The sequence below is a fragment of the Bacteroides xylanisolvens XB1A genome (assembly GCF_000210075.1).
Taxonomy (GTDB): Bacteria; Bacteroidota; Bacteroidia; order Bacteroidales; family Bacteroidaceae; genus Bacteroides; species Bacteroides xylanisolvens.
On the sequence record NC_021017.1, the window covers coordinates 4,930,411 to 4,952,645 of the forward strand.

A 22,235-nucleotide genomic window follows, 5' to 3' on the forward strand; every position below is an offset into this window, starting at 1 on the left:
AGGATGCTTAGAAAATGCTCAAAGGAAATTCTTGAATTTCAGAATTTGCAGGTTCCTGTAGCTAATGAGGTTTATATGACTGGTGAGCAGGTATGTAGTATGTTACATATATCAAGCAGGACTTTGCAAAAGTTGCAGGATGAAAAGGGGATAGCTTATACTGTTATAGGTGGCAAGTTCCTTTATCCTCTTTCCAAATTGCAATCGGTATTGGAAAAAAATTATAGAAGTTATCTTCGTTAAATCAAGTGATGAATTTGTATTTATACTGCTTTTTTCGTATATTTGCAAAAGTAAGTAAAAGTGTAACAGGAAGAAAGTTGCAGCATATATGCGGTGAATTATGCGGTGTCATAGGAATTGAGGATTTATGTAAGATGCTGATAATGAGTAAGGAACCTTAAAGTTAATCGTTCCCTGTCTCTCCGCTGAACTATCCGGACAAAACCGGGCAATGAACAGTCAAATCCCACAAATTCAATGATTTGTGGGACTTTTTTTATCCCATTATGTCTGCTCTACCGGACATCATTTAGACGGCTCAGTCTGAATACTGGATCAGCCTGAATATTTGGAGCCATTCACCGAAAATGTAAAAATAGAGGCAGATATGCAATACCTCTAGAAAAGAACACTAGAATACATAGTATCCAATATAGAGAACGGCTATTTTAAACCACTAGTGTCTATTTAGGACATATTCGAATTTATAGAAACATCTATCGATGGTATTCAACGGGATATAGTACTGCATCAATGCTATCAGCTTGAAGTATATACTACTTTTATACCTAAAAAGCTTGATCCGCAAAAAGTTGATGAACGTGTTATACAAAAATGTGATTTACCTGCTTGGAGGAGATTATGATAAAGTAAAAGATAGCCATTTAGGGTAACCCTTTCCGTAATTTATTGAGTAATTTTGCACTTAAATAATGAGACGTGTATGAACATTAATACTGAAACAAAATATTGCCAAACGTGTGGAATACCCTTAGATATAGATTATGCCAGTTTAGAGGAAGGTCAGAATGAGGAATATTGCGACTACTGCCTAAAAAATGGAGTTAAGTCGTATGACTTCTCAATGGATTACCTCATCTACCTTTGGGGGCTTTTCCCCGAAGAATATTATAGAGAGGTCGGAATAAGCTATTCTTCATCGGAATTAAGGGAAATTATGTCCAAACGATTGCCGGAAATCAAAAGATGGAAGCAAAAAATCAACACTGCCCATGTGCAGTACGAATTAATTATAAAAGTTCAGGAATACATTAACTGCCACTTGTTTGACGACCTCGATTCAGACAGGCTATCCCAAGTTGCAGGTATTTCTAAATTTCATTTTCGTAGACTTTTTAAAGCAATCTGTGGTGATAGTCTTGGAAATTACATCTTCCGGCTAAGATTGGAGTACATTGCATTTAAGTTAATATCGACAGATACAAGTGTTCCTGAACTTCTTAGTCAAATCAATTATCAGAATAAACATACGCTTTCAAGAGCATTTAAAAGTTATTTTAATTGTTCTATACCAGAATTTCGCAAGAAACATTCCAATGCTCGCCCCGAAGGAAAGAATCCAATACAGGTTGAGTTGAGCATAAAGAAAGTGCACAACATGCGCATTGCCTATTTGAAGTTGGAAAGGACAAATAACATCAGTCATAGTTTTTCTCTCTTATGGAAACAGTTGTTACAATTCTCCGAAAACTATGAACTGCCATCAAAAGGATGCCAATATGTAAGCCTGACTCTTGATTATCCTTTGATTACGCCTGAGGAGCACAGCCGTTTTATGGTTGGAGTAACCTTGCCTCAATCATTTGAGACCCCTAAAGGCTTTGGCATGTATGAAATTTCTTCGGGCGAATATGCCATCTTTCGTTTCAAAGGATTATACCACGAGCTAAATAGGGTGTATCGCCATATCTACCTTGACTGGTTGCCCACAAGTGATTATACGTTGCGAGAGCCTTTCACTTTTGAAACGTATATCAATACACCTGAGAAAACTCCGGCTTCGGAGTTGATAACAGCTATTTATATCCCTGTAACAAGAAAAGAAACATGAAATACCTGAATCAAGAGATAGAAAACGAATTAAGAAATCAAGGAGCAGAACTGATACGCTTTGTTGATATATCACACTTGAGTGAAACACAAAACAGGCAATTCCCTCATGCCATTGTATTTGCACTTCCGCTGACAGCCGGATATATAAAAGAAGTATGTGATACCCCCGATTACGTACAGGCCCGGATAGATGACAATTATAATTTCGATGACGACGAATACTCCATTACCGAAAACAGGACTCATAAATTGGCAGATAACATGGCAGCGTATATAGCAGAAAAAGGATACAACGCTTTTTCGCAATCGGATGAAAACCTTATTGCCGAGGGAAAATTTGATGCAGCACATAAAGAGTCTCTTTTGCCGAATAAAACGATAGCCTTGCTCGCCGGATTAGGGTGGATTGGAAAAAACAATCTGTTAATCACTCCTGAATATGGTGCGGCACAGTGTCTCGGTACAGTTTTAACCGATGCCCTGTTGGAAACGTTTTTGTGTGAGACTCTCCATCCGCATTGCGGAAAGTGCACTGCTTGTGTCAATATCTGCGAGAGAAAAGTTCTTAAAGGTAAGGTTTGGAGCACCTCTGTTTCAAGAGATGAAATCGTCGATGTATATGGATGCAGCACCTGCTTAAAGTGTTTAGTTCATTGCCCGTATACTCGTCGGTATTGTAAACAATCAACAAAATGAGGAGAAATAACAACATAAAATATACCTATAAACAAATTGGGGGTATCACATTTCCCATTCTTATCAGCCTGCTGATGGAGATGATGATAGGCGTTACGGACACAGCCTTTCTGGGTCGTGTCGGAGAGATCGAGTTGGGAGCATCTGCCATCTCGGGGGTGTTCTACTTGATTATATTTATGGTTGCTTTCGGTTTCAGTGTCGGAGCTCAGATTCTTGCGATTTCCTCTTTTGTTTTTAAGTTATTAATTTCACATTTCGGCAATAAATTGTTCCAAAATGATATTTCTTTTTGAGATTTTTCTAACATATTTACCCATTGTGTATAGATAGGATTTATCAAGCAAGCCTCACCATATCTTGCTCTAAACAAAGTCCAATGATAAGTCGGTGCCAAGAGGGTATCCTTTTCGGACCCCCTCATCTTATGTCTAAGTTTAAATATTAGTAATTAAAGACTTGCAAAATTGAAACATAATCTATAACTCGGCAGATAAAAGAAGAACCGAAAAAAGACACCGAATGTTAGTGATGTTATGAGGTAAGAGTTAGGGAAAATTTGCAGACAGGAAATTTCTCTGTATCTTTGCCGACATGGCGCAAAAAGGTGAGTTACATATAAGAAATAAGCACAATGGTCAATACGATTTTCTGTTGTTGATAGAAAATTATCCTCCACTTAAGAGATTCGTATCACTTAATCCTCTGGGTGTACAAACTATAAACTTTTTTAATCCGCAAGCAGTAAAAGCTTTAAATAAAGCATTATTAATCAGTTATTATGGCATTCGGTACTGGGATATACCGAAACAATACTTGTGTCCACCCATTCCCGGAAGAGCGGATTATATTCATTATATTGCCGATCTTATTCAGCCGGATAGGGTAGCGAACGATTTGCAGACAGAGGAGGAAGATGCGAACGAACAGAAAACGAAATGCAGATGTCTGGATGTTGGGGTAGGTGCAAATTGTATTTATCCGATTATAGGGCACACAGAGTATGGATGGACATTTGTGGGCAGTGATATTGATCCGGTCTCGATAGAAAATGCACGGAAGATAGTGACTTGCAACCCGGTATTGGCACATAAGATTGACTTGCGACTTCAGAAAGACAGTCAGAAAATTTTTGATGGAATTATCATGCCTGGCGAGTATTTTGATGTTACGATATGTAACCCTCCGTTTCATAGCTCGAAGGAAGAAGCGGAAGACGGAACCTTGCGCAAATTGAGTAGCCTGAAAGGGACGAAGGTGAAAAAAGTACAATTAAATTTTGGCGGGAGTGCGAATGAACTTTGGTGTGAGGGTGGAGAAATCCGTTTTATACTGAATATGATCTCCGAGAGTCAGAAATATCAGAAGAACTGTGGATGGTTTACCAGCTTGGTTTCAAAAGAAAAGAATCTTGAAAAGCTATGTGCTAAATTGAAGTCTGTGAATGCATCGGAGTATAAGATTATCAGAATGCAGCAGGGAACTAAAAGCAGCAGAATATTAGCTTGGCGATTTTCTAATAACTCATAATAATGAGTGCTTATTGATCTGTTATTTTTAAACCTATTAAATAAAATATTATGGAAACAAATTACATCACTTTGACGAAGGAGAATATTGCGGACGAACATATATGCTGTGCCTTTTCGGATAAGAAATGCAAAGATAGTTATGAGTTAAAAAAAGCATGGCTGAAAAAAGAGTTTGATAATGGTTATGTTTTCAGACGTATTGACGAACGGGCGAAAGTGTTCATCGAATATGGTCCTGCTGAAAAGGCGTGGGTTCCTGTCAGTGCTCCTAATTATCTGATGATAAATTGTTTCTGGGTGTCGGGTAAATATAAAGGATGCGGGCATGGTAAGGCTTTGCTGCAGTCTGCTATTGATGATGCGAAATTGCAGGGAAAAGATGGTTTAGTTACCGTAGTGGGCACTTCTAAATTTCATTTTATGAGTGATACAAAATGGCTGCTGCGACAAGGTTTCCAAACTATAGAAAAACTTCCTTACGGATTCAGTTTGTTGGCTTTGAAAATAAATCCGGCTGCTCCCGATCCTTCATTCAACGACAGTGTCTTGACAGGTGAGTGTCCTGACCGGGATGGAATAGTAGTGTATTATACTCATCGTTGTCCGTTTACTGAATTCCATGTTCGCGGTTCTTTGGTCAATGCAGCCAAGAGTAAGGATCTCCCATTAAAAATAATAGAATTAGAAACCATGGAACAGGCACAAAATGCGCCTACTCCAGCCACTATCTTTACTCTTTTTTATAATGGTAAGTTTGTTACGACCGATTTGAGCGTGTGTATTGAAGCCCGGTTGGGAAAGGCTTTAGGCTTGTGATTCTGTGAGATGAAGATTTATCAGAAACTAGGATTGGGATAAGAAGATAGCTAATGTTTCTTATTTTAATTTTGCAAAATTAAGATGTACCTTGCACTTTTTATGGAAAATACATATCTTTGGATGTTGAATGATTAAAATACGGTAAGAACTTATGCGTTTTTTTGTATGTATTTTGGTGCTTTTATTTGTACATAATCAATTTTCGAGGGCTGATAAAACTTTAACAGATGATTCTCTGTATACGGAGAAATATATCAGGGATATTTATATTCCCGAACCTAGGCGTGCTCTGCAATTACTGGACGAAGCGGAGAACAGGAAAACGATTCCTTTGCGGGTTGTAAATGAATTGCGTAGTTTATCATATAGTAATATGTATATGAATAAATTGGCATTTATGTATGCAAGGAAAGCTTATTTGCTTGATTCCATATATCAAAAAGATCCGAAACACATGCTGAAAATGACAGTACATTTGGCTGAGTTTTCGGCAATGATGAGTAAATATAATGAAAGTATGCGTTATGCATTAGATGGAATCAGGCAGGCGCAAGAATTAGGGAACAGGGAAGCCAAAGCCAGGTTATTTTTCTGTATGGGGGAGAATAATTGGAGATTATCTTTTAAAGATAAAGCATACGATTATTTTAACCGGACTATTGAGCTTTTGCGGGGCTCAAAGGAGATGCGGGAAATGATGCTGCTCTCTTATTACTATGGAGCAGAAATGAGCTTTTTAATGAATGATTCTCGAATTGATGAGGCATTGAAAGTGGGTTTTGAGCGTGAAAAGCAGATTAAACGGCTTAAGGAAGTACCTCAAATCTCTGAAGATTATGTAGATGGTCAATATAGTTATTTATATGCCAAATTAGCCTACATCTATTGCATGGAGAAGAAATATGAGAAGGCGGAGCAATATTATCAGAAATACTTATCAAAGAAAGAGTCTCATACTCCCGACGGAAAAATGTACTCGGTTCCTTATTTGGCGCTTTCCGGACAATATGAAAAGGTTATTGATAATTGCAGGGGGTTCAAGGAATTGATGAGAACCCAGCAGGATACTTTGAATGAACAGTATCTGACTGTCCTTCGACAGGAAGTGAAGGCATATTTGGGTATGCATAAATACAAAGAAGCTGCCGAGATACGTGAAACGATTTTAACTATAACAGATAGTATCAATACCCGGGATAGAAACAATGCTGCATTGGAATTGAATGCAATGTACGGCGCTTCTGAAAAAGAAGAATATATTGCCGAACAGGCTTTTCAATTAAAAATAAGAAATATTACCCTCTGTTTTCTTGCGTGTATTGTTGTGTTGACTCTGTTTATCGTTTGGCGTTTGTGGCATTTCAATCATATAGTCGAGTATAAGAACAGGATGCTTGCCAGGCTTATAAACGAGAAATTTGCTAATAGAAAAGATGGGAACCAGTTATCGGAAGTATACGAACAACTGGCTGTTGTGTCGGAGGTTGAACCGGAACGTATTTCACCCGAAGAACTGGAAGAACTTGCTAACGATACAGATAAAGAAAGTGGGGAAGAAGAAGAGAATAAGAAGATATTTCAGGAACTGAATGATATCGTTATTCAGAAACAGTTATATCTTTCTTCAGAATTGTCGAGAGAAGATCTGGCACAAATCGTACATCTGAATAACGCACGTTTTGCGAGGATGATAAGAGAATGTACCGGAACCAATTTTAATGGATATATCAATGAATTGCGCATTAATTATGCCATTGAACTGATGAAAAAGCATCCTAATTATACGATACGTGCCATTGCGGATGAGGCCGGATTTAATAGCACCCCGATTTTATACAATCTTTTTAAGAAAAAGACGGGAATGACTCCTTACGAATTTAAAAAAGCACAGGATTCGTTATAGAATTGAGTGGATTCTGCTAAACAATTTTCGCATTTTCCGGTTTATCTATTTATAATTAACTATTAATAGAGATGATACAGGTAAGGATAAAGCGGGTTTACGACGATTTTTCAGAAACAGATGGCTACCGGGTACTGGTAGATAAATTATGGCCACGTGGAATGAAGAAAGAATGGCTGAAGTACGATTATTGGGCAAAAGACATCACACCGTCTTCCACATTGCGTAGATGGTTTCACGAAGATATTCCCGGACACTGGGAAGATTTTGTCGTACAGTATCAGAAAGAACTTGACGCTTCTTCCTCAACGGCTGATTTTCTGACTCTTATCAAGCCGCATCCGGTGATAACATTGCTTTACGCTTCCAAAGAACCGGTGTATAATCATGCCCGTATCCTCCGCGATTATCTGGAAATGCGTTTGAAAGATTGAAATTAAAGTAATTTTTATCTGTTTACGCTTTCTGTCGTTCACTCAATTTCCTACCTTTGTAATCTAAATCAAAATCGTGTAATCATGAAGTATAAATTATTGGTTCTTGATGTAGACGGAACACTCCTCAATGATGCGAAAGAAATTAGTAAGCGTACATTGGCTGCCCTGTTGAAGGTTCAGCAAATGGGAGTACGTATTGTGCTGGCATCCGGCAGACCTACTTATGGCCTGATGCCGCTGGCCAAGATGCTTGAACTTGGAAACTATGGAGGTTTTATCCTTTCCTATAATGGCTGTCAGATTATCAATGCACAAAACGGGGAAATTCTGTTTGAACGTCGGATTAATCCCGAAATGTTGCCGTATCTGGAAAAGAAAGCCCGTAAAAACGGTTTTGCCTTATTCACTTATCATGATGATACGATCATAACGGATTCTCCTGAAAATGAACATATCCAAAATGAAGCCCGGTTGAATAACCTGCAAATAATCAAAGAAGAAGAATTTTCTGCTGCCGTTGATTTTGCTCCTTGTAAGTGTATGCTGGTGAGCGATGACGAAGAAGCACTGGTTGGTCTGGAAGATCACTGGAAGAGACGATTGAACGGAGCGTTGGACGTATTCCGTTCGGAACCATATTTTCTGGAAGTAGTTCCCTGCGCTATCGACAAAGCCAACTCTTTGGGTGCTTTGCTGGAGGTACTGGATGTGAAGCGTGAGGAAGTGATTGCTGTGGGCGACGGTGTGTGTGACGTAACAATGATTCAGTTGGCCGGACTGGGTGTAGCTATGGGACATTCACAAGACTCGGTCAAAGCCTGTGCCGACTATGTGACTGCTTCGAATGAGGAAGACGGAGTGGCCGTTGCAGTGGAGAAAGCTATCATAGCCGAAGTGCGTGCAGCCGAAATTCCCCTTGACCAACTGAATGCGCAGGCACGCCATGCATTAATGGGAAACTTGGGAATTCAATATACATACGCCGACGAAGATCGTGTGGAAGCAACGATGCCGGTAGACCATCGTACCCGTCAGCCTTTCGGCATTTTGCATGGGGGAGCTACTCTTGCACTGGCAGAAACAGTTGCCGGACTCGGTTCGATGATTCTTTGCCAGCCGGACGAGATTGTAGTAGGAATGCAGGTCAGCGGAAACCATATATCTTCTGCACATGAAGGAGATACCGTGCGTGCAGTAGGAACAGTTGTACATAAAGGACGTTCCTCCCACGTATGGAATGTAGACGTGTTTACTTCAACAAACAAACTGGTGTCTTCCATACGGGTAGTCAACAGTGTGATGAAAAAGAGATGACCGACGAAGAAATAAGTAACTTGACAACTATTGATGCATTTATTCAGCGGAAGCAGCCGTTTGCTGTTTACCGTATTCCCGGAGAGAAAGTTCCCCGTCTGTTGACGCAGGCGGAAGGAGCGGTCCGTTTGATATACGATTTGAAAGAACTGAATGGACAGAGAGGATTTGTAATTGCTCCGTTTCAGGTGAGTGAGTCATGTCCGGTTGTGTTGATTCAACCCGATCAGTGGGGGCAGCCTTTACCGGTGGATGATGATACGGAAGAGGACCGGGAGATAGCCTTGCGCCTGCAAGGGCAAGAATCATTTCTGACTTCTTCCACGGAAGAATATACGGCATGCTTTCATACCTTTATAAATGCGTTACGTGACAGGACTTTTGATAAACTAGTGCTTTCCCGTCATCTTACAGTTGATAAAGTAGCTGATTTCTCTCCTTCGTCCATCTTTCGGGCGGCTTGTAAACGTTATATTCATTCGTATATATACTTATGTTATACTCCGCAGACAGGGATCTGGCTGGGAAGCACTCCCGAAATCATTTTATCGGGTGAGAAAGACGAATGGCATACGGTTGCGCTGGCCGGAACACAGCCTTTGCAAGATGGCAGACTGCCGCAAGTATGGGATGAAAAGAACCGGAAGGAACAGGATTATGTATCTTCTTATATCCGTCGTCAGCTTCTTTCACTGGATATCCATGCTACGGAAAACGGGCCATATCCTGCTTATGCCGGTGCTTTGTCACATTTAAAAACCGATTTCCGGTTCGCTTTGAAAGATAATAAAGGTTTGGGAGACCTTCTGAAAGTTTTGCATCCGACACCTGCCGTATGCGGCTTGCCGAAGGAAGAAGCCTATCAGTTTATTTTGCAGAACGAAGGTTACGACCGCCGCTATTACTCCGGTTTTATCGGATGGCTCGATCCGGAAGGGCGAACAGACTTGTATGTAAACCTGCGCTGTATGCATATCGAAGATAAACAACTCACTCTTTATGCCGGCGGTGGATTATTGGCCTCTTCGGAACTGAATGACGAATGGCTGGAAACGGAGAAAAAGTTGCAAACCATCAAACGGCTGATTGCAGTGCCTCCTTTAAAATCATAAACTACTAATAATTATCATCATGTATACAGACAAGAAGAACATACTCCAGTTGGTTGCGTTGCTTGAGGCGCATGGGATTACTAAGGTTGTGTTGTGTCCGGGTAGTCGTAACACCCCCATAGTGCATACTTTGTCTAACCATCCGAATTTTACCTGCTATCCGGTGACGGATGAACGGAGTGCCGGCTATTTTGCCATCGGTCTTGCGTTGAATGGTGGTAAGCCTGCTGCTGTCTGCTGCACTTCCGGTACTGCATTATTAAACCTTCATCCGGCTGTGGCAGAAGCATTTTATCAAAATGTTCCTCTGGTCATTATTTCTGCAGACCGTCCCGCTGCCTGGATCGGACAAATGGACGGACAGACTGTACCACAACCAGGCGTATTTCAGACGCTGGTCAAGAAGTCGGTAAACCTTCCGGAGATTCATACGGAAGAAGATGAATGGTATTGCAATCGTCTGGTGAATGAAGCATTGCTGGAGACGAACCATCATGGAAAAGGACCGGTACATATCAATATCCCTATTTCTGAACCATTGTTCCAGTTTACGGTCGATTCGCTTCCAGAAGTGCGTGTCATAACCCGTTATCAGGGGTTGAACGTCTACGATCGTGATTATAACGATTTGGTCGACCGGATGAATAAATACCAGAAGCGTATGATTATCATCGGTCAGATGAATCTTATCTATCTGTTTGAAAAAAGATATATCAAGTTATTATATAAACATTTTGCCTGGTTGACGGAACATATCGGCAACCAGACAGTTCCCGGTATTCCGGTAAAGAACTTCGATGCGGCGCTTTATGCCATGCCCGAAGAGAAGGTAGATCAGATGGTTCCGGAGCTGCTGATTACTTATGGAGGACATGTCGTTTCCAAACGATTGAAGAAGTTGCTCCGTCAGCATCCGCCTAAAGAACATTGGCACGTATCGCCGGACGGTGAGGTGGTCGATTTGTATGGCTCATTAACTACGGTGATCGAAATGGACCCGTTCGAGTTTCTGGAGAAGATAGCCAGTTTGCTGGGCAATCGGACTCCTGAATATCCCCGTGTGTGGGAAAACTATTGCAAGATCATTCCTGAACCGGAGTTTGCTTATTCGGAAATGTCTGCTGTCGGTACGTTGTTGAAAGCCTTGCCGGAGTCATGTGCGTTGCATCTGGCTAACAGTTCGGTGGTGCGCTATGCGCAATTATACTCCATTCCTTCTACGATTGAAGTTTGTTGCAACCGGGGAACAAACGGCATTGAAGGCTCGCTGTCTACGGCTGTCGGTTATGCGGCAGCTTCCGACAAACTGAACTTTATAGCTATCGGAGATTTGAGCTTCTTCTATGATATGAATGCGTTGTGGAACGTCAATGTTCGCTCCAATCTGCGTGTTCTTCTGTTAAATAATGGAGGAGGAGAGATTTTCCATACCTTGCCGGGATTGGATATGTCGGGTACCTCACATAAATTTATTGCGGCAGTTCATAAAACATCGGCCAAAGGTTGGGCAGAAGAGCGTGGGTTTCTCTATCTGCAAGCGCAAAATGACGAAGAACTGGCTGAAGCGATGAAAACTTTCACTCAACCGGAAGCTATGGAGCAGCCTGTGCTCTTGGAGGTGTTTACCAACAAAAACAAGGACGCGCGCATGTTGAAGAATTATTATCATCAATTAAAACAAAAATAGATTATGTCAACACAAAGAGAGTGGACAACCATTAGAGAATACGACGATATTCTTTTTGATTATTATAATGGAATTGCCCGTATCACGATCAACCGTGAGCGCTATCGGAATGCGTTTACTCCGACAACTACTGCTGAAATGAGTGACGCATTGCGCATCTGCCGTGAAGAAGCGGATATTGATGTGATTGTGATTACCGGAGCCGGTGATAAGGCGTTTTGTTCGGGTGGCGACCAGAATGTGAAAGGACGTGGCGGATATATCGGAAAAGACGGTGTGCCTCGTCTAAGCGTATTGGATGTGCAAAAGCAGATTCGCAGCATCCCGAAACCGGTGATTGCTGCCGTGAATGGTTTTGCTATTGGTGGCGGACATGTGCTTCATGTGGTATGTGATTTGTCCATTGCGTCGGAAAATGCTATTTTCGGTCAGACGGGTCCTCGTGTCGGTAGCTTTGATGCCGGATTCGGTGCGTCTTATCTGGCACGTGTAGTGGGGCAGAAGAAAGCGCGCGAAATCTGGTTCCTCTGCCGGAAGTATAATGCACAAGAAGCATTGGACATGGGATTAGTGAATAAAGTAGTTCCTTTGGAGCAGTTGGAGGACGAATATGTACAGTGGGCGGAAGAAATGATGTTGCTTAGTCCGTTGGCTTTGCGCATGATTAAAGCAGGATTGAATGCCGAACTGGATGGTCAGGCAGGTATTCAGGAATTGGCAGGTGACGCAACGTTGCTCTATTACCTGACTGATGAAGCACAGGAAGGCAAGAATGCGTTTCTGGAGAAACGTAAACCGAACTTCAAACAATATCCGAAATTCCCTTAAAATCGGCTTTGCCACAGAGTACCACAGAGTTTGCTTTTCCTGCGTTTAAGCCCGATTTTCTGCAAAGCAAGACTGTGGAGGAGAGAATGGTAGGAGAACTGCAAGAGATATAACTTATTAAAACTTCGTGAGGCTCTGTGTTATTCTGTGGTGAATTGAAAAATTATTCACGATGAATTGTAAAATAGAAATTATTCCCCGATTGCTCCATTTCAAGCAACCTGCCGGGACTTCCAGAGGAACATATACTACGCGTAAAGTTTGGTATCTTCATTTTACCTCTCCTGACTTCCCTGGCAGAGTGGGAATAGGGGAGTGTGCACCTTTGCCCGCTTTAAGTTGTGACGATCTTCCTGATTACGAAGATATATTAGTGAAAGTCTGCCGGAAAGTAGAGAGGGAACAAGGCAGATTGGATATGGATGGCTTGTGTGACTATCCTTCAATTTTATTTGGTCTGGAAACGGCCATCCGGCATTTCTTTGCAGGAAACTGGGCTTTATGTGATACGGCTTTCTCACGTGGAGAAGTTGGTATTCCGATTAACGGCCTTATTTGGATGGGAGATTTTCAGAACATGTTATCCCAGATTGAGAAAAAGATGGAAGCCGGATTTCGTTGTATCAAGTTAAAGATAGGTGCCATCAATTTCGAAGAAGAACTGACATTGTTGCGCCATATTCGTACGCATTTCTCTTCTAAAGAAATAGAGTTGCGTGTAGATGCAAATGGTGCTTTCTCACCCGTGGACGCAATGGAAAAACTGAAACGTCTGTCCGAGTTTGATTTACATTCTATCGAACAGCCAATCTGTGCCGGACAATGGGAGGAAATGGCTCGGCTTGCTGCCGAATCTCCATTAGCGATTGCTTTGGATGAAGAACTGATAGGATGCAATACGCTGGAAAGGAAACAGGAGCTGCTTTCAACAATTCGTCCGCAATATATCGTTATTAAACCTTCTCTTCATGGAGGAATATGCGGAGGAGACGAATGGATTACCGAAGCTGAAAAACAACAGATCGGCTGGTGGATAACTTCCGCTCTGGAATCAAACATTGGGCTAAACGCCATTGCCCAGTGGTGTGCAACATTCAGCAATCCGTTGCCACAGGGACTGGGAACAGGGGCGCTCTTTACAGACAACGTGGAAGTGCCTCTTGAAATAAGAAAAGATTGTTTATGGTTTTGTAAATGATAGTATTTAAAGGATATTCCGATGATATTCGATCGAAAACAACAACGCTTGTTACTGGAAGGAAAAGAATATACTTTTGAGGATATAAGCCAACTGATAGCAGGAGGAGCAGAAGCTCATTCTTCTGCTTATTGGAATTTATATCTTTTCCTGAACGAATGGTTTAATGATTCTCCTGTTATTACAGTTCATACATCGGGCTCCACGGGTATACCTAAAGAACTGATGGTACGCAAGGATCAAATGATGCAAAGTGCGCGTCTGACTTGTGAATTTCTGAATTTGAAGAAAGGTGAGTCGGCATTATTATGCATGAATCTTCGTTATATCGGTGCAATGATGGTGGTCGTACGTTCATTGGTTGTAGGTTTGAATTTGATTGTACGTCCTGCTTCCGGTCATCCTTTAGCGGATATAAAAGAGCCTTTGAGATTTGTGGCAATGGTTCCCCTGCAAGTTTATAATACGTTGCAAGTTCCCGAAGAGAAAGAACGATTAAAGCAAACGGATATTCTGATTATAGGAGGCGGAGCCGTTGATGAGGCTCTGGAAACGGAGATAAAATATCTTCCGACTGCCGTTTATTCCACTTATGGCATGACTGAAACCTTGTCGCATATTGCCCTTCGTCGTCTGAATGGAGCATCGGCTTCAGAACATTATTATCCATTTCCTTCAGTAAAACTGTCTTTATCCGTAGAGAACACATTGGTGATTGATGCCCCCCTTGTCTGTGATGAGATTTTGCAAACCAATGACATTGCACGTATCTATCCCGATGGAAGTTTTATGATTCTAGGCCGGAAAGATAATGTGATTAACAGTGGAGGAATTAAGATTCAAGCAGAAGAGATGGAGAAGTTACTTCGCCCGTTTATTCCTGCGTCCTTTGTCATTACTTCAGTTCCGGATCAGCGCTTAGGGCAGGCTGTCACTTTATTGATAGTGGGACAATTGGATACGAGAGAGCTAGAAAATAAGTTGCAGACAACATTGGAACCATACTATCGTCCCAAACATATTTTTATTACAGAATCTATTCCACAGACGGAAAACGGCAAAATAGACCGGGTCGGCTGCCGCACTTTGGCAGCATCATACCTTTCCCATTCGCAGCAGTTCCCATCCATAGAACTACATGATGATGCAAAATGTAGTTGAGGTTCCCGGTAAAACTAGTGAACTTGTAAATTGAGGAACTTAGGGAGCCTCCTCCCCCCCAGAGTGATTTGGCAATTCTATTTCTCATATTCTCATGAATATAAGTCAACCTGTTGAAACATAATGTAATAGAATATGAGAAATACTTTTAAAAGTTGGCATTTCTCATATTTTTCCTGTGCTCTGTCCCTAAAAACAGGCATTTCTCATACTCATTCTTGTTATTTCTCATAGCAGTTGTATAACAATCTACTGCTATTTTACGCTTGAATCATTAATAGTAAAGTTATGCTTCATTATAGGTAAACTTGTTTTGGGTTAATAGTAAACTTGTGTTTCGCCTATTATAAACTATAATTGTAAGCTTTGATTATATAATTGCAAGTTTTATTTTTATAAATGCAACCTTTGATTATAAAAACGAAGCTTGCATTTATAGTTTATGATTAGTCAAAAGTAACTTTATATATAAAGGATTGGAAGTTTGCTATTAGTCAAAAGCAACTTTACTATTAATATTTTTCAGACGGAAAAGTAATAGTTTGTATGTGATGATAAGGAGAGACTGTTATGTGCGATAGAATAACAAAAGTAACAATGGCAGATAGTCTTTCAGTTCATTGCGCAAAAGTTCCATTGTCTTTTGCTTGTAACGGTTGATGGATTTCACACTGAGATTCATCTCTTCTGCAATTTCTACATGCGTTTTGCCTTCAAAGAAACTTTTCATAAATACTGTACGATAGTTCTCCGGAAGTTTGTCTAATGTTTCATACAACATTTTATACAGTTCGTCAAGAGTATATACACTATCCGGTTCCGTTTCATAAACTGGAGCTTTCTTCTTAATATTTTCCGCATAGCTCCATTCATATTCCTGATGTTTCAAGAAATTCAGGCAGTTATTTTTCACACACATTTTAATGTAAGCTAATGCAGTGTTCGATTGAAGATCAAAAGAGTCAGTATCCAGTTTATCCCATAATGAAGTGAATACATCCGAAACGATGTCCTCACGTGTTTCTTTATCGTCAACAAACCTTTTGGCATACAAACAAAATGGGGCATAATATTCCTCATAAAGTTGCTTGAAAGCCCGTTCTTTAGTCTGTTTGGAAAAAGAAATTTTCATTATTTAGGGATTCTGTGTTTTTTCATTTTGCTACAAATATATAATACAATAATTGATTAACCCTAATTTCCCATTCTTTTTTTGTGTTTCAGTTGGTATTATCGTTTCATTTTAACTGAATTCGGAAAAAAATAAAAAAAAGTTTGATTTCTCTGTCCTTTTTAGGCATCCTATTTGTATTATTAATGTTGTTGAACTTAAAATAATAGCCTATGGAATATATATATTTCAATTGAATAACACTACGAACCTTGATTAACAATCTTCTTCTTTTGTTTTTAGATTCATAGTCCGGGGTCTCGCAAACGCTGCCGGGAATCGAAAGTGAGTTTATCATCAGTATGAATGTGGATAAGTGAGGATAATTCACCGCCTTAGTGAAACAAGATGAGTTTGTTGGTAACATTGAATCATTTAGTAATAAATTTATTAATCAACAAAAATTGAAAAACATGAAACGATTGAGTTTTTTATTGATGGCTGTAGTTTGTGTTATATTCTTTTCGTGTGGAGAAGATGAAGACAAGCAGGGTCATTCAATTACTGCATTTACCGGTTATGGCGGCGCCATTGCAACAGCTGATAAGGAAATAGCCGTAGCGGGAGAAGCTGTGACTGTTACGGCTACTCCTGCTGATGGATTTTTATTTAAAGAATGGAAAGTAAGAGTCGGTAATACTATAGTTGAGAATGTGCAGGCAAATCCTTCCACATTTACTATGCCTATGGAGGATGTAGTAATTGTAGCTACATTTATGATAAGAAATGATGTGCTTGAAAGAATAACCGACCCTGCATTGAAAGCTTATTGTCAATCCAGAATGGATACAGAGCAGGAAATAGACGGAGTTACTTACCCGAAGTGGGACACGAATGGTAACGGTGTACTTTCCCCTGATGAAGCGTCAGCAGTAAAAGCTATTGATATTACCGGTGGGGTGAATGGAGTCAAAATAAAAAGTGTGGATGAATTGGTTGAATTTGTAGGACTGGAAGTGTTGAAAATTAGTGGAAATGAATTGACTACATTAAATGTAGCATGGCCTAAACTTGCACAACTTGATTGTAGCCATAATAAATTGAGCAATTTGTCCGTAGGAAAAAGTGAAAATCTTAAAGAGTTATATTGTAACAATAATCATTTGTCCTCATTGAAGTTGAAGGCTATGCTATATGAAGATGGTTTTATGCTTCATTGTGGTAACCAAACAACAATAGATGGAGAAGCCCGGACAGTTGAAGTGTTATTGTCTGAGGAACAAATCGCTTTTTGGGAAAGTAATCTGAAAAAACTGAATGAAAATGTAAATGTAGAAGTTCAAACTATGCCTAATACTGATGTCTATTTAACAATGACTGATGCATATAAATATTCGTATGGCAGTTTGACGCTAATACTTTCGGATGATGATAGTAATCGTATACAATTAAGTTTGAAATTATCCGAATTACAACCGGGAGAATATTCTAAAGCCCAAATAAATAGTGCATATGTGACAGTAACAGGCGGTGGCAGCTATAGAAGCTTAGACTCTGACGATCCCGGTTCGTTTATTGTAAAATATGATGCGGTTAGTGATATTTATACTATAGAGGGGGTATTAAATTTGCGGGCAGATGCGTCGTATCCTTCTGTTAATATTGTGGGATTTGAATATACAGGACCGTTGTAGTCTATATCAATAGAGAAGAGAATGGAAAAACATCCGTAGATTTTTCTTATATGTAGATTAAAGAGTCTACGGATGTTTTTTTCAGATTATTGAAAAATGATTGGCTTTTGATGTCCCTTTTCAATGAGTCGATTGTACTATTAATATAGTTGCAATTATAAAAAAAGGAAGTATGAATAATAAAGAACTGGAGGCATCATTCCGCAAGGCGAAAGCTTTGGGTGATGATATTAGAGAAATGGAGTCGATTGATGCATTAGCTGCTTATCGACAGTCTCAAATGAAGATTAGAGGGCTGAAAAGAATGAGACTGCACAATCAACTGATACGTTGTGCTGCATTTCTGGCCATACCGTTGCTATTGGCTTCATTGATTTTGGGATATTTATATTTTGCAGAGTCGGAAGAAGAAATAAGATACGCAGAAGTTATTTCTACCATGGGAACGGTGGTGCGTTATGAACTTCCGGACCATTCTGTTGTCTGGCTCAATTCAGGTAGTAAGTTGCGTTATCCTACTGTTTTCAAAAAAGACAACCGCAATGTGGAACTGACTGGTGAGGCTTATTTTCGAGTGGAGGCAGAACCGGAGCGTCCGTTTTATGTGAATACGCCAAATGGGTTGAGTGTATATGTGTATGGTACGCAATTTAACGTGACAGCTTACGAGGACGATAACTACATAGAAACTGTATTGGAGAAAGGAAAAGTCAATGTAGTGACTCCCGGGCAGGAGACGATTACATTGATTCCCGGCGAACAATTGGTTTATGACAAACAAACCCGCCAGGTGCAGAAAAATAAAGTGGATGTTTATGGGAAGGTGGCTTGGAAGGATGGAAAATTGATATTCCGGAATGCTTCGTTGGAAGAAATAATCAAGCGTCTGGAACGTCATTTCAACGTAGATATTGAATTCAATAATCATTTGGGAAAGGAGTATAGCTATCGGGCTACTTTCAGAACGGAAACATTGACGCAGATATTAGATTATTTAGCTAAGTCGGCAAACCTGAAATGGAAGATTTTGACTCCCGAACAACGGGAAGATGATACATTTACAAAGACGAAAATAATAGTAGATTTATATTAGTAATCATCTGAAAAAACAAATAGCCTATGATATAACACATATTGATAATCAAAAAAGGGAGGAGGGCCGCTACCAACGGCTGTCTTCTCCCAAATCTAAGATTCACGGTACAGGGTCTCGCAAACGCTAACCGGAATCAACACCTTAGTTCATTTAGTAATAAACTTTAGTCAGCTACAAATGTATGAAAAAAAATCATTCATTTATTGCATTATGCTTTAAATATGCTTTAAATCTAAAACTTCCTTTAGTTATGAGGATTAGTCTAACATTACTTTTTGCAGTCGTATTGCAACTTTCTGCAGCAAATGGCTATGCCCAACGTATACGGGGAGTCATTTCGATGAATAATGTATCTATTGAACAGGTACTGAATAAGATAGAGGAAAGTTCGGATTATGTGTTCCTTTATAATGATAAGGCGATTCAGAAGAACCGCATTGTTTCAGTGAATAATAATTCCGGCAAGATACAGGATATTCTGGATGAAATATTCCGAGGCACTTCTATATCTTATACGGTGGTGGATAAACAGATTATTCTTTCCGCAAAACCTTTCGTACAGAAAACAATGGAAGATGCGACTATTCCGGTAAAAGGTATAGTAAAGGATGTGAATGGCGAACCTCTTATTGGAGTAAATGTAAAAGTAAAAGGTTCAAATGTCGGTACAATTACAGATATTGACGGTAATTTTACGATTAGGACGAAGAAAGGAGATGTCCTTGAATTTTCTTATGTAGGATACACGGTTCAAAATGTAACAATTACGGGAAATGCGACTTTGAATATTGTACTTCAAGAAGACAATGCAGTGCTTGATGAAGTCGTTGTCACTGCATTGGGTATCAAGCGTTCGGACAAGGCATTGAGTTATAATGTGCAGAAATTGGGCGATGCACAGTTTATGTCTGTCAAGGAAGCCAGTGTGCCGAATGCGTTGAACGGTAAGGTGGCAGGTGTCACAATTAGCCAAGGGGCTTCCGGTATTGGTGGGTCCACAAAGGTGGTGATGCGTGGTAGCAAGTCTGTAAACGCGGAAGGAAACAATAATGCATTGTATGTGTTGGACGGTATACCGCTTCCCGATCTTTTCCCGCGGAGAGGGGCTACCTCTAATGCACAGTATGGAGGAGTAGACGAAGGTGACGGTATCTCCAATATCAATATGGAGGATATTGCGGAAGTGACTGTGTTGACAGGACCTTCGGCAGCTGCTCTCTATGGTGGTCAGGCTGCGAATGGAGTAATCATGTTGACCTCCAAACAAGGAGGACTGAAAGACGGAAAGCCTCGTATTTCATTTTCCCATTATTCCGATTTCTACCAACCACTTCTCTTGCCAAAGTTGCAAAATACGTACGGAAGTCGTACGGATGAATTTTCCAGTTGGGGGCCGAAGCTGGAGACTCCTGCGAATTATGATCCGGCAGATTTCTTTGACACGGGTATGAGTTTCTCTAACAGTATCGGGGCACAGTTGGGAACGGAGAATCATAAATCCTATATTTCCCTTTCTTCTTACAATGCCCGTGGGGTAGTTCATAATAACAACCTCGACCGTTACAATGTTTCCTATAATGGTACATATACCATTACGGACAAACTTTCTTTGGGAGCTACTTTTATGTATACGAACAAGAAAGCGCAGAATATGCTTTCGCAAGGTGACTATTATAATCCGATTGTACCGATTTATCTGTTTCCTCGCGGTGATAATATAGATAAGTATAAATCTTATGAGCGTTATAGTGCGGACAGAGGATTCCCGGTTCAATTCTGGCCCTATGGCGACCAAAAGAGAAGCATCCAGAATCCATATTGGATTACACACCGCAATTTCAATATAAACCATAATGAACGTTTTATTATTGGTGGAAGTTTGAAATATACGTTCAATGAATGGTTTAACATCAGTGCCCGTTTCCGTACGGACCGTGATAACAAGAAGAATGAAATCAAAAATTATGCTTCTACATTGCTGTTGCTGGCTTCCAGCTCGGATAAAGGCTCGTACTTGTTGGCAACGGAAAAGAATATACAGGATTATGGAGATGTGATTGCCAATTTCCAGAAAACGGTATCAGACTGGGGATTTGTAGTCAATGCGGGTGCCAGCTTTAAGAATGCTTCATTCGATTATACGGCCAATTCTAACAAACTAGAATTCGGAGCACCTCTCGCCAGTGTAGCCAATAAGTTTACATTGAACAACCTGACTCCGGAACCCCAATATCAGGAAGGTAAAAAGATGAAGTCGCAAGCCGTATTCTTTAGTGCTTCTGTGGATTGGAAAAGAAAAATATTCCTTGATGTAACCGGACGTAACGAATGGACTTCGTTGCTTGCCAATACCAAGAACAAGAGTTTCTTCTATCCGTCGGTAGGTATGTCTTTTGTGTTGACAGAGTTCTTCAAAGTGCCGGAGAAAATATTGACGTTCTCCAAGCTTCGTCTGTCGTATGCTAAGGTAGGAAATGTGCCGATGTCACTTGCCGGAATTACTATTCCGTCTTATCCGATTAGTCCGGGCGGTGGTGTAAGTATCAATCCCGACCTTCCTATCGACAATTTGAAATTTGAAAAGACACAGTCGTTTGAAATTGGTTTGAATGCCCGTTTCCTGAATAACAAGTTAGGATTAGACATAACATATTATAACGCTAACACCTACGACCAGTTGTTTAAGTTCAGAGCACCGGAAAGCAGCGGTTATGCCAATTTCTATGTGAATGCCGGTAAAGTAAACAATAAAGGTCTTGAGGCTTCTATTGATGCGGATTTGACATTCGGAGATTTCAATTATTCACCGAAACTTACGGTAACCTACAATAAAAACAAAATTGTGGAATTGGTGAGAAATATTCCTAATCCGTTTACCGGAGCCGATATGAATGTTTCACATTTCGACATGGGAGGACTTTCTTATTCATTCCGTAACTATATTGATGAAGGTGGTTCTATCGGTGATATATATGTCAATTCGGTGAAAAAAGACGGAAACGGATATGTATATGTGAATCCGAATACCTTGAGCATGATGGTGGACAATGAGAATTTGATTTATGCGGGAAATACCAATCCGGATTGTTCTTTGGGATTTAACAATGCGTTCAGCTATAAAGGGTTTACGCTTTCCTTCCTGATTGATGCCCGGATTGGCGGAAAAGTGGTTTCTGCCACACAAGCTGTTCTGGATTCTTTCGGTGCATCTGAACAGAGTGCAAAGGCGCGTGACAATGGTGGCGTGCTTGTAAACGGAGTGCTGATGGATGCAGAAACTTACTATACTCAAGTGGGGGCAGGTACAGGCGTGTTGTCCAATTATGTATATGATGCTACCAATATACGTTTGAGGGAAGCTTCGCTTTCTTATCGTTTCAAACCATTGTTCAAGAACTTTGTGAAGGATTTGACTCTGTCCGTGACCGGACGTAATTTGTTTATGATTTATAATAAGGCTCCTTTTGACCCGCAACTAACCTCTTCAGTGGGTACTTTCTATCAAGGTATAGACTATTTCATGATGCCGAGTTTAAGAAGCTTCGGTGTGAGTCTTAAATTTACATTATAA

General features: G+C 40.3%; 17 protein-coding genes and 1 pseudogene. 17 read left to right on the forward strand and 1 reads right to left on the reverse strand.

Features of this window, described 5'->3' with window-relative positions; all coding sequences use genetic code 11:
• Window positions 1–3: 3 nt before the first annotated feature.
• From BXY_RS19175 to BXY_RS19240, 14 genes and pseudogenes are all read left to right on the forward strand, one after another.
• Window positions 4–243, forward strand: a complete 240-nt coding sequence (locus tag BXY_RS19175) for a helix-turn-helix domain-containing protein (RefSeq protein WP_015532709.1) — start codon at window positions 4–6, stop codon at window positions 241–243.
• 703 nt (window positions 244–946) lie between these two features.
• Window positions 947–2,074, forward strand: a complete 1,128-nt coding sequence (locus tag BXY_RS19180) for a GyrI-like domain-containing protein (protein ID WP_004315189.1) — start codon at window positions 947–949, stop codon at window positions 2,072–2,074.
• Complete coding sequence (locus tag BXY_RS19185; RefSeq protein ID WP_015532710.1) at window positions 2,071–2,772, forward strand: epoxyqueuosine reductase; 702 nt, start codon at window positions 2,071–2,073, stop codon at window positions 2,770–2,772. The genes BXY_RS19180 and BXY_RS19185 overlap by 4 nt, the downstream gene beginning before the upstream one ends.
• Window positions 2,769–2,990 (forward strand): annotated as a pseudogene (locus tag BXY_RS19190) (MATE family efflux transporter); the annotation flags it as partial. The gene BXY_RS19185 and the pseudogene BXY_RS19190, both read left to right, overlap by 4 nt.
• 376 nt (window positions 2,991–3,366) lie before the next feature.
• Window positions 3,367–4,302, forward strand: coding sequence for a 23S rRNA (adenine(1618)-N(6))-methyltransferase RlmF (gene rlmF, locus BXY_RS19195; RefSeq protein WP_015532711.1), 936 nt, complete (start codon window positions 3,367–3,369; stop codon window positions 4,300–4,302).
• Window positions 4,303–4,352: 50 nt separating this feature from the next.
• On the forward strand, window positions 4,353–5,120 hold the full coding sequence (locus BXY_RS19200) for an N-acetyltransferase (protein WP_008643116.1): 768 nt from the start codon (window positions 4,353–4,355) through the stop codon (window positions 5,118–5,120).
• 154 nt (window positions 5,121–5,274) lie between these two features.
• Window positions 5,275–7,026: a helix-turn-helix domain-containing protein gene (locus tag BXY_RS19205; RefSeq protein WP_015532712.1), complete on the forward strand. Its 1,752-nt coding sequence runs from the start codon at window positions 5,275–5,277 to the stop codon at window positions 7,024–7,026.
• Between the two features lie 71 nt (window positions 7,027–7,097).
• Entirely contained in the window at window positions 7,098–7,460 is a 363-nt protein-coding gene (locus BXY_RS19210) for a DUF488 domain-containing protein (protein WP_004315183.1), read from the forward strand.
• 84 nt (window positions 7,461–7,544) lie between these two features.
• Window positions 7,545–8,777: a Cof-type HAD-IIB family hydrolase gene (locus BXY_RS19215; protein ID WP_004315182.1), complete on the forward strand. Its 1,233-nt coding sequence runs from the start codon at window positions 7,545–7,547 to the stop codon at window positions 8,775–8,777.
• Window positions 8,774–9,889: an isochorismate synthase gene (locus tag BXY_RS19220; RefSeq protein WP_009040767.1), complete on the forward strand. Its 1,116-nt coding sequence runs from the start codon at window positions 8,774–8,776 to the stop codon at window positions 9,887–9,889. Before BXY_RS19215 ends, BXY_RS19220 begins: the two co-directional genes overlap by 4 nt.
• Window positions 9,890–9,908: 19 nt before the next feature.
• On the forward strand, window positions 9,909–11,576 hold the full coding sequence (gene menD / locus BXY_RS19225; RefSeq protein WP_015532713.1) for a 2-succinyl-5-enolpyruvyl-6-hydroxy-3-cyclohexene-1-carboxylic-acid synthase: 1,668 nt from the start codon (window positions 9,909–9,911) through the stop codon (window positions 11,574–11,576).
• A gap of 3 nt (window positions 11,577–11,579) precedes the next feature.
• The gene (menB, locus tag BXY_RS19230; RefSeq protein ID WP_004310001.1) at window positions 11,580–12,404 is read left to right on the forward strand and encodes a 1,4-dihydroxy-2-naphthoyl-CoA synthase; all 825 of its coding nucleotides are present in this window, start codon (window positions 11,580–11,582) and stop codon (window positions 12,402–12,404) included.
• Window positions 12,405–12,576: 172 nt separating this feature from the next.
• A complete protein-coding gene (locus BXY_RS19235) occupies window positions 12,577–13,602 on the forward strand; it encodes an o-succinylbenzoate synthase (protein ID WP_008021533.1) in 1,026 nt (341 codons plus the stop codon).
• Window positions 13,603–13,623: 21 nt separating this feature from the next.
• Complete coding sequence (locus tag BXY_RS19240; protein ID WP_015532714.1) at window positions 13,624–14,763, forward strand: AMP-binding protein; 1,140 nt, start codon at window positions 13,624–13,626, stop codon at window positions 14,761–14,763.
• Window positions 14,764–15,331: 568 nt separating this feature from the next.
• Here BXY_RS19240 and BXY_RS19245 read toward each other — a convergent pair.
• Complete coding sequence (locus BXY_RS19245) at window positions 15,332–15,895, reverse strand: RNA polymerase sigma-70 factor (RefSeq protein WP_004315177.1); 564 nt, start codon at window positions 15,893–15,895, stop codon at window positions 15,332–15,334.
• 377 nt (window positions 15,896–16,272) lie between these two features.
• On the opposite strand from BXY_RS19245, the gene BXY_RS19250 reads away from it, so the two are divergent.
• The 3 genes from BXY_RS19250 (at window position 16,273) to BXY_RS19260 (ending at window position 22,235) form a co-directional block, all read left to right on the forward strand.
• Entirely contained in the window at window positions 16,273–17,568 is a 1,296-nt protein-coding gene (locus tag BXY_RS19250; RefSeq protein WP_208946861.1) for a leucine-rich repeat domain-containing protein, read from the forward strand.
• Between the two features lie 172 nt (window positions 17,569–17,740).
• Window positions 17,741–18,661, forward strand: a complete 921-nt coding sequence (locus BXY_RS19255; protein WP_004314747.1) for a FecR family protein — start codon at window positions 17,741–17,743, stop codon at window positions 18,659–18,661.
• A gap of 253 nt (window positions 18,662–18,914) precedes the next feature.
• A complete protein-coding gene (locus BXY_RS19260) occupies window positions 18,915–22,235 on the forward strand; it encodes a SusC/RagA family TonB-linked outer membrane protein (protein ID WP_195435602.1) in 3,321 nt (1,106 codons plus the stop codon).

Excerpts from the sequence above, each read along its gene's own strand:
- BXY_RS19210 (WP_004315183.1), top strand. The coding sequence starts at position 7,098 with ATGATACAGGTAAGGATAAAGCGGGTTTACGACGATTTTTCAGAAACA.
- BXY_RS19220 (WP_009040767.1), top strand. The coding sequence starts at position 8,774 with ATGACCGACGAAGAAATAAGTAACTTGACAACTATTGATGCATTTATT.
- BXY_RS19200 (WP_008643116.1), top strand. The coding sequence starts at position 4,353 with ATGGAAACAAATTACATCACTTTGACGAAGGAGAATATTGCGGACGAA.
- BXY_RS19180 (WP_004315189.1), top strand. The coding sequence starts at position 947 with ATGAACATTAATACTGAAACAAAATATTGCCAAACGTGTGGAATACCC.
- rlmF (WP_015532711.1), top strand. The coding sequence starts at position 3,367 with ATGGCGCAAAAAGGTGAGTTACATATAAGAAATAAGCACAATGGTCAA.
- BXY_RS19235 (WP_008021533.1), top strand. The coding sequence starts at position 12,577 with ATGAATTGTAAAATAGAAATTATTCCCCGATTGCTCCATTTCAAGCAA.
- menB (WP_004310001.1), top strand. The coding sequence starts at position 11,580 with ATGTCAACACAAAGAGAGTGGACAACCATTAGAGAATACGACGATATT.
- BXY_RS19205 (WP_015532712.1), top strand. The coding sequence starts at position 5,275 with ATGCGTTTTTTTGTATGTATTTTGGTGCTTTTATTTGTACATAATCAA.
- BXY_RS19185 (WP_015532710.1), top strand. The coding sequence starts at position 2,071 with ATGAAATACCTGAATCAAGAGATAGAAAACGAATTAAGAAATCAAGGA.
- BXY_RS19175 (WP_015532709.1), top strand. The coding sequence starts at position 4 with ATGCTTAGAAAATGCTCAAAGGAAATTCTTGAATTTCAGAATTTGCAG.
- BXY_RS19245 (WP_004315177.1), bottom strand. The coding sequence starts at position 15,895 with ATGAAAATTTCTTTTTCCAAACAGACTAAAGAACGGGCTTTCAAGCAA.
- BXY_RS19255 (WP_004314747.1), top strand. The coding sequence starts at position 17,741 with ATGAATAATAAAGAACTGGAGGCATCATTCCGCAAGGCGAAAGCTTTG.
- BXY_RS19240 (WP_015532714.1), top strand. The coding sequence starts at position 13,624 with ATGATATTCGATCGAAAACAACAACGCTTGTTACTGGAAGGAAAAGAA.
- BXY_RS19215 (WP_004315182.1), top strand. The coding sequence starts at position 7,545 with ATGAAGTATAAATTATTGGTTCTTGATGTAGACGGAACACTCCTCAAT.
- BXY_RS19260 (WP_195435602.1), top strand. The coding sequence starts at position 18,915 with ATGAGGATTAGTCTAACATTACTTTTTGCAGTCGTATTGCAACTTTCT.
- menD (WP_015532713.1), top strand. The coding sequence starts at position 9,909 with ATGTATACAGACAAGAAGAACATACTCCAGTTGGTTGCGTTGCTTGAG.